At 35.5% G+C, this 7,728-nt stretch carries 10 protein-coding genes (1 of these 10 cut by a window edge); 9 read left to right on the top strand and 1 reads right to left on the bottom strand.

Translation table 11 applies throughout. The annotated features are described in order from the left end of the window. The first annotated feature begins 8 nt into the window (after positions 1-8). The 9 genes from CDH51_RS06510 (at position 9) to CDH51_RS06555 (ending at position 7,167) form a co-directional block, all read left to right on the top strand. The gene (locus CDH51_RS06510) at positions 9-533 is read left to right on the top strand and encodes a hypothetical protein (RefSeq protein ID WP_100627917.1); all 525 of its coding nucleotides are present in this window, start codon (positions 9-11) and stop codon (positions 531-533) included. Between the two features lie 711 nt (positions 534-1,244). Continuing rightward, positions 1,245-2,393: a DUF4221 family protein gene (locus tag CDH51_RS06520; protein WP_100627919.1), complete on the top strand. Its 1,149-nt coding sequence runs from the start codon at positions 1,245-1,247 to the stop codon at positions 2,391-2,393. A 24-nt stretch (positions 2,394-2,417) separates the two neighbouring features. Beyond that, on the top strand, positions 2,418-2,630 hold the full coding sequence (locus CDH51_RS06525) for a cysteine peptidase family C39 domain-containing protein (RefSeq protein ID WP_232724768.1): 213 nt from the start codon (positions 2,418-2,420) through the stop codon (positions 2,628-2,630). A 114-nt stretch (positions 2,631-2,744) separates the two neighbouring features. Continuing rightward, on the top strand, positions 2,745-2,984 hold the full coding sequence (locus CDH51_RS06530; RefSeq protein WP_100627920.1) for a hypothetical protein: 240 nt from the start codon (positions 2,745-2,747) through the stop codon (positions 2,982-2,984). A 128-nt stretch (positions 2,985-3,112) separates the two neighbouring features. Next, positions 3,113-4,294, top strand: a complete 1,182-nt coding sequence (locus tag CDH51_RS06535) for a hypothetical protein (protein WP_232724769.1) — start codon at positions 3,113-3,115, stop codon at positions 4,292-4,294. A 54-nt stretch (positions 4,295-4,348) separates the two neighbouring features. After that, positions 4,349-5,425, top strand: a complete 1,077-nt coding sequence (locus CDH51_RS06540) for a 6-bladed beta-propeller (protein ID WP_100627921.1) — start codon at positions 4,349-4,351, stop codon at positions 5,423-5,425. 14 nt (positions 5,426-5,439) lie between these two features. Then, complete coding sequence (locus CDH51_RS06545) at positions 5,440-5,652, top strand: cysteine peptidase family C39 domain-containing protein (RefSeq protein WP_232724770.1); 213 nt, start codon at positions 5,440-5,442, stop codon at positions 5,650-5,652. Between the two features lie 115 nt (positions 5,653-5,767). Then, positions 5,768-5,986 (top strand): hypothetical protein, encoded by a 219-nt coding sequence (locus CDH51_RS06550; protein WP_100627922.1) that lies wholly within the window; start codon positions 5,768-5,770, stop codon positions 5,984-5,986. Next, positions 5,965-7,167 carry a DUF4221 family protein gene (locus CDH51_RS06555; RefSeq protein WP_100627923.1) on the top strand — a complete coding sequence of 401 codons (1,203 nt, stop codon included), beginning with the start codon at positions 5,965-5,967 and terminating at the stop codon, positions 7,165-7,167. The genes CDH51_RS06550 and CDH51_RS06555 overlap by 22 nt, the downstream gene beginning before the upstream one ends. Before the next feature lie 432 nt (positions 7,168-7,599). Here the strand turns inward: CDH51_RS06555 and CDH51_RS20410 are convergent, their stop codons facing one another. Continuing rightward, positions 7,600-7,728, bottom strand: partial view of a helix-turn-helix domain-containing protein gene (locus CDH51_RS20410; RefSeq protein WP_100627924.1) — the end only. It continues 222 nt past the right edge of the window; only the last 129 of its 351 coding nucleotides appear in the window; its start codon lies beyond the right edge, outside the window — the gene reads right to left on this strand; its stop codon occupies positions 7,600-7,602.

Below are 7,728 nucleotides of genomic sequence, written 5' to 3' on the forward strand. Positions count from 1 at the left end.
GGTGGATAATGATATTGAAATTGATTTATGGCTTTATGGCTCAGGCTTGCGGCCAAGAAATTTATCATTCTCATTCGAAGCATCAGCTTCAACTGATAGTGAGTCATACTCAGATTCACAGCAGATTGGATGCGAGTGGAGATCGAAAGTGGCAATCTCTTCCTTCTTGGGGTCTGAATTACAACTTTCAACTTTCTAACAAATGGAAAATAGGCTTTCACAATGACATTATTGTCGAAGATTTTCAGGTAGCTTCAATCGGCAGAAACGAATCTAAGGTTTTAGACCGCAGGTACCCTATCGCTTCCGCATTAGTGTTTTCCAGAAAGCTAGGAAGACACTTTCAGCTTTTGCTGGGCCTGGGAGGAGAATTCGCCGAAAGTCAAAGTTTTCTACTATTGCGGGGAGGAGTAGAATATGGATATCATTTTAACGAAAATTGGGAGCTCATTACCAATTTAACTAATGACTTTAAATGGAACGCCTACAACTCTTGGGCGATTGGTCTAGGAGTAACCCGCATTATTCAATAACAAAGGCACACAACTGAGCAGAAGCTGTGTCACCCCACCCTCCCGGGAGTATTTGGGAGGGTGTTTTTTTTGAAGTTTGAATAGGATAAAGACTTCAATCAAATGTAGATTCCGGCACCTACCCCTGCTAGGTGTAGACAAAAATGATTAGGAAAGAGCGTAGTTTATCTGGTTTGTTCTCCCCCAATTAGATTTGTTGAATGCTTCTTAGGACTAGGTTTAGTCCTGAAAGCTGTACGGGATCAGCCAGCCCCTAATTAAACTTCAGAGCTGCTGAGAAGATCCTAAGAGTAGAAGAGTAATTAATATAAGGGAAATCAAGAATATCTAATTCAGTAAAAACTTACTGAAAATTAGAAATATCTTACTAGGCATTGGCTAAATAAGCAAATAATTTGGGAACTAATCGATTGGAGGTACCGATCGAGTCTTTTAACCATAATTACTATTTTTTATGAAAAAGTTAAGTTTAGAAATGCTCCGACTCAGCACTGACGAAGTCTTGGAAAGAAGTCAAATGAAAAAGATTACCGGGGGTTATGGGGGAGGTGTCGGATGTCTTGATATGAAATGTGGACGAAGCATCCAGGCAATGTTTGCTGCGCACAAACCTCTTGTTATGATCTTACAAGCGGTTTTTGTAAGTTAAATTGAATTTAATCGAAGCCACAATTAATGTGGCTTCATTAAACTCCTCAATTTTAAATTCCAATGAGATATTTTATTATCCCCTTTATTGCTATTATTTTCTGTGGATGTACAGAAAGGACAACTGAATTCGAAAATACTAAGAAAATTTATTCCATTGATACTGTACGAATCAATTCCAGAAATGAAATTTTAGATATATGGGGATTTCTTTCATTTTCTGATCTAGATTCAGCAAAAAAATCAATTTTCTTTTATAATTCTTACAATCATTCAATAGACCAAATTGATCTTAACAGGTTAGAATTTATTAAAAGGCTAAAATTTGAAAAGGAAGGTCCAAACGGTACTGGTGATATTTTTCATGAATTCAACGTTTTAAAAGGGAACCGTTTTTTTATGAAATCATTTGAAAAATCTGGGATTTTTGATCAAAATGGAACACTAATTCGAAGAATAGATTGGAGAAATTCAGTAGGTTTTAACGGGAAAAAATATTTTGATTTCCCAAAAAGACAAATTCTTATAGAATCAGATAGTTCTATTGTAGTTGGACTATCTTACGATTATGAAAACATTGAAGTCCACCTTGATATTTTGTCTTTAGAAGAAAATTCCGTGGAGAGGTTGAAATTAAATTCAAAAAAATCATATGGCGATTTAAGTTTTAGAAGTGCCAATTCTGGTAATATAATTGATCCCAGTATAGAATTCAAATTTCAAAATGAAAAGGTCATAATAAGTTATGAATTCTCTAATGAAATTGTAGTTTATGATCCTCATGATAAATCTCTAAAGTTTATAGATTATAATCCTAAACTAACACCAAAAAGAGTAGCCCCCTCAAAGATTCATATTGGATCAATAGAAGAAATTCAAAAAGAATTAAATTATTTCTACGAACAAGTTGCATATTATCGTCCAGAATGGGATAGCAAGAGCAAACATTATTTTCGCCTATCATCAAAAACGATTTTTTCTGAGGAAATTGAAAATAATATAAAATCTAGCAATCGGCAGATTAAAAAAAATAAGGTTTTTATAACAGTTTTTGATTCCGATTTCAATCTAGTTGAAGAATTGGAAATAAAGGAATTGTCAGAAATTGATAACGATTATTTTATAAAAGACGGAAAACTATGGCTATTAATAAATTTAGATGATGAATTGGGATTTGTAAGATTAAGTTTAAGCAATTTACTGAAGCAATAAATAAAAAGAATTAAAACACAATTTTTGAAAACCTTCCCCCTCTACAAACAACCCGACTCTAAAGACTGTGGACCCACTTGCTTACGAATCATAGCGAAACACTATGGGAAGCAGACCTCCCTCAAGGAAATCCGGGAAATATCGGAGACGACTCGGGAAGGAAGTAGCTTATTGAAGCTCAGTGATGTCGCGGAGGGGATGGGGTTTAAAACTATTGGGGCTGATTTTTTTCAGTAAAAACTTACTGAAAATTAGAAATATCTTACTAGGTATTGGCTTAATAAGTAAATAATTTGAAATCTAATGATCGGAAGTACCGGTCAAGAATCTTAAACAAAACGAACAAGTAAAATGAAGAAGTTAAATTTAGAAATGCTCAGACTCAGCTCCGAGGAAGTCTTGGAAAGAAGTCAGATGAAGAAGATTACTGGGGGGTATGGGGGAGGCTGTTGTTATAGAGCTCTTGGAGGGCAAGTATTTACAGGTTTATCTGTAAGTCAAGCACAAAGCTATTACAATTCCCATGCAGGTCAGGGTCAAGCTGCTTACTGCTGTGCTAGTTGTGGAACAGGTAGTTTTACTTGGTGCTAATCATATTGGGGCTGAATTTTACCCAGCCCCAATTTTAGATTATAATTACTTATTTCAAAACATTTAATTAAATCAACTACAATTAGTATGAAATATCATTTTTCCAAACTCAATATATAGATATAAAAATGAAAAAACACTTTATATTCTTTATTTTGATAGTATTATATTCTTGTAATCCAAAGAGTGAAAATTTACAGGTAAATCATGATCTGGAAAATAAAAGGGTGGTTTTGGAGCAAAGGGATAGTATCAAAATTGATTTTGTTGGAAACCCAAATGTACATGATATTCATCCTCAGTCTAAAACGGTACTTTTTGTTCATAATTACGAAATGTTTAAAGAAGATATCCATCTAGCTAATTTTGATGGTTTAGTCTTCTCCTCATTTTCTAAGACGGGTGATAAACCCGATACCTATTTATTCTTGATGTCAACTTTTAGGATATTAAATGAAAAATCATTTCTAGCTTATGGATATAATGGATTCATGACTTATGATTTTGAGGGAAAATTGCTTTCTAGGGTGGAGCTAAATGACTTCCAAATTCCAAACTATTCTCCTTTGTTAATGGGGTATGGAATGGAAAAACTGGGAGAAAAATATATCTATATCAATCAGGATTCCCCCGAGAATAGTGATTATTCCGATAAGAACAGATATGATGAAATGTATTTATTGGACTTATTAGACCCTACCACAGGTGAAAAAGAGCGGATAATTAAATTCCCAGAAAGCAGTATTTTTAAGAGTGGCAAGTACTTTTTCCGAAATGCATGGGATCCCGTATTTCATTTGGCAGATAATAAAATCTACGTAGCTTTTGGTCTGGAGCCCACAATTTATTCTTTTAATGCTTCCCCTCCATACGAATTAAAATCTGTTCTTCCCATAGATTTGAAGGATTACAACTATTTCAAGGGCGCGGACGATTATTCTGAAGATGTTTCATTTTTTGGACGTCGATTTACTTCTGGAATGATTTTAAACATTAAAAAGGTCGGTGATTATTTTCTGGTGGCCTATTTCCCTGGGTATGACGAGTTGGATACTCAAACCAATTTTGAAAACAAATCACCCGAGGAGTCAAAGTTATTTCGAGAAAGGATGCAAAAAAAGTACCCTTCTCGAATTGCAATCCTAGATTCAACCGGGAATGTGACCAATGATTTTGTTCCTGACAACCTAGAACCTAGTAGTATGCTTCTGCGAGATGGGCAACTCTGGATAATGGAAAAACCTGATGAGGAAGTGGAACGAGATTATTTCAGGTTGTTTAGAGTAGGTTTAAAATTGAAAAATGATTAATTATTTCAAATCTAATAGCTCGCTGCCATATCAATTAAGTTTTTAAAGTTTTATATGAAAAGCACCAAAATTATCTTCTTTTTAATTTTAGCTAGCCTATTTCAATACTGTAAGGAAAAGGGCGATCCTAAAGCCTTGGAATCAGTCAAAACAATAGAAATTCAAGTTGATGTTTTGAAAGGCGATTCGCCAGAGTTTATCCCTGAAAAACTAGACTCTATAAACTTGGAACTTCCCGGAAACCCTCCCCTTACATCAATTCAAGATTTGGTTTTTTCGCAAAACTTCTTCCTTCTTTTAGATAGAAAACAAGGGTTATTAAAATTTGACAATAATGGTAAGTTTCTTTTGAAAATTGGAGAGTTTGGCGAGGGGCCAGATGAATATGCGATGCCCTATGCGGTTCAATTAGATGAGAAGAAAAATATTGTATATGTGGCAGATTGGCAAAAAATGGTCATTCTCACTTATAGCCTCGAAGGAAATTTTGAATCAACAAGCAGTAAACTTCCAGGACATCCAATCTCCTTCTATAAAGAAAATGATTCACTTCTGGTAGTTCAGGAGACAATAAATGGAACAAAAGAGCAACCTAGAGAGGTAATAATAAGCTCACTTAAACCCAATAGCCTTGAAATTGTGAACGGGGAAAGCCCAGTCTACAGCTTTCATTCAAATTTCACTACTATCCATCCAATTCCGAGGATATTAAGTCGGGTACGTAATTCAAGCTTATTTTATATGCCAATCATTCTGGGAGAGATTTCTTCGCATAGCGACAGAGATTCGATTTTTAGAAAACAAGGAGGTAGATTGAGCCCAGAGTATTTACTTCATTTTATTGGTTTTGATAATACACTACAATTGGGAATAAACCAAATGGTTATGTCTGATGCATATGCCTTTTTACGCGTCGTATATGACAACCGTTCCTATTTTTTAGGGATTGATTTAGAAAGTAATAGTCCCCCAATTCATTTAAAGAAATTATTTAATCAGGAAATGACAGATGAAATGATTCCAAAGCCTTTCAAAGGAGATGTGTATTACTCCATTCTTAGGGATAAGGAGAATGCCTTAGAAAAAAATCCACAACTCGTGTTTTACCGTGTTCCGGAGGCAAGTAATTAAATTTATTTCTTGTTATGAAAACCTTCCCCCTCTACAAACAACCCAACTCCAAAGACTGCGGACCCACTTGCTTACGAATCATAGCGAAACACTATGGCAAGCTGATCTCACTGAAGGAAATCCGGGAAATATCGGAGACGACACGGGAAGGAAGTAGCTTATTGAAGCTCAGTGATGCGGCGGAGGCGATGGGGTTTAAAACTATTGGGGCAGATTTTTTTCAGTAAAAACTTACTAAAAATTAGAAATATCTTACTAGCCATTAGCTAAATAAGTAAATAATTTGGGAACTAATCGATTGGAGGTACCGATCGAGTCTTTTAACCATAATTACTATATTTTATGAGAAAGTTAAGTCTAGAAATGCTCAGACTCAGCACCGAGGAAATTTTGGGTAGAAGTCAGATGAAATCAATAGTAGGAGGTGGACGTTTTCGATGTGTCTGCTATCAAAGTAAAGGAAGCTGGACAGGAACTTATTCCGATCAAGCCACAGCAGAAGCGGCTGGAGGGGGACATTGTGGATCAGGTAAAGCTCAATGTACAGAAATCAATCAATAACTTGCTTTAAAAGATCCTTTAGTAATTTTCAATTTACCATAGGGTCTTTTTTTCCTGTATATTGGAAAATATACTTAGTTATTAAGCTGCTTTGTATTAGCTTGTTTTTCTCTTGTAATAAGAGTTCTACAAATATATCATCAAAAGATTCAGTTAAAATTGATACAGTTATTTTTGAATCCAAAGGTGAAGTAATCGACCTCGGAGAAGAAGGAGAATTCTTGGTTTCATCGGACATGTCTGAAGATGCTTCTACCTATTATATTTTTAATCTTGAGAAGAGATTATTATACATGCTTGATTTAAAAACAAAGAAACTTCTATCAAAATTGGAAATGCCTTCCGAGGGACCCAATGGTATTGGAGACTGGCTGATCGATTTTCAAATGATGAATGATAGTAGTTTTATCGTCCAAGGCGATAACGTTTTTTATCTTTTTGATAAGACCGGGAAAAGAATGGATAAAACCAGAGTCGATCACCTCTTTTATTTCTATCCTGAATTGACTAGGAAATTCTCAAATATTGGATTTCTATACAAAGATGAACAATTCCACTTCACGACAGGAGAAGTCGGCACCATAGAATCGGAGATTATTAGCTATAATCCAAAGAACGACTCCCTCGTTTTGAGAGAGATTCCTTCTATCGATTTGATTAAAAATTGGTCTATGATATCCACCGTCAAATCCTTTACCTTTTATTCAACTCCTGCCTTTGTTATCAATGATTATCCCAATGGATTCATTGTAGTAAACAGAGGCTTGCCAGATATGACTGCATACCTGAATAATGGAGATATTGTAAACACCAAGCCTAATAGCTCAAAGTTTTTTGATGACTTGGTTCCAGTAGAGGAAATATTCAGAGCCCAAAATGAAACAGCGGAAAAGGAATTTAAGAAAGAGCTAGAAAAACAAATGAACTTCCTCCGACCGGTAGTGGATGAACAGAAACAAATGCTCTATCGATTCGGCTATCGATTGGCGTCAGATGGTAATTCTTATGACAACTACTTATTTGAATATGATCTGAATTTAACCTTAACGCAGGAGACCCAATTGGAAGGAGTCAAAATCAAACCTAAGAAAATGTTCCTTAGGGACTCTACATTTTACCTAGCTGTTTCCTTTGACGACGAACCCGGTTTTTTGATTTTCAGGAATCCTTTTGGAAAATAACCTGCTGGTGTATTCCAATAGGATTTATGTTTATTATCGAAGAGATCAATCTATATGAAATTTGGACGATCGAATTAAATGTCTCCAAATTAGTTAAAATCAAATCGCCCCGCTGGGGCTCATATTGATCTTCGAAACCTTCCGTTCTACATCCAAAATGCACCGATGGTGCTCTTTCCCTAACAAAACCACCAGGGTTTTAGCCTCAGAGAGGCGTTTTGACTGAAGGAATTTAGCCGCTTTGGGTAATCGAGCTTCGGAGAAGCGATTTGAAAATTAAAAACGACCCTCTTTGGATCTAATTTACAATTCGACCCTACAATCTATAGAAATTTGAAAACCCGGAATCCAACCATTATTGGTAGTAAGATATTGGGGTAATGCTAGCAGGAGAGATTTTTCTTACGATAAATCAACGTAACTGAAATAGCTTTACTTCCCTTTTTTTCCAAAAAACTCAATTAATAAGTCTTTAACTTTTTCTAGATCTAATTCAGGATTTTGGTTTTTCGATTCCTTTGAGTCTCCCAATAGTTTGGGAGAAGGGGGGGGGGGGGGGGG

It is taken from the genome of Algoriphagus formosus (assembly GCF_002807035.1).
Classification (GTDB): Bacteria; Bacteroidota; Bacteroidia; order Cytophagales; family Cyclobacteriaceae; genus Algoriphagus; species Algoriphagus formosus.

Excerpts from the sequence above, each read along its gene's own strand:
- CDH51_RS06510 (WP_100627917.1), top strand. The coding sequence starts at position 9 with ATGATATTGAAATTGATTTATGGCTTTATGGCTCAGGCTTGCGGCCAA.
- CDH51_RS06520 (WP_100627919.1), top strand. The coding sequence starts at position 1,245 with ATGAGATATTTTATTATCCCCTTTATTGCTATTATTTTCTGTGGATGT.
- CDH51_RS06530 (WP_100627920.1), top strand. The coding sequence starts at position 2,745 with ATGAAGAAGTTAAATTTAGAAATGCTCAGACTCAGCTCCGAGGAAGTC.
- CDH51_RS06535 (WP_232724769.1), top strand. The coding sequence starts at position 3,113 with ATGAAAAAACACTTTATATTCTTTATTTTGATAGTATTATATTCTTGT.
- CDH51_RS06540 (WP_100627921.1), top strand. The coding sequence starts at position 4,349 with ATGAAAAGCACCAAAATTATCTTCTTTTTAATTTTAGCTAGCCTATTT.
- CDH51_RS06545 (WP_232724770.1), top strand. The coding sequence starts at position 5,440 with ATGAAAACCTTCCCCCTCTACAAACAACCCAACTCCAAAGACTGCGGA.
- CDH51_RS06550 (WP_100627922.1), top strand. The coding sequence starts at position 5,768 with ATGAGAAAGTTAAGTCTAGAAATGCTCAGACTCAGCACCGAGGAAATT.
- CDH51_RS06555 (WP_100627923.1), top strand. The coding sequence starts at position 5,965 with ATGTACAGAAATCAATCAATAACTTGCTTTAAAAGATCCTTTAGTAAT.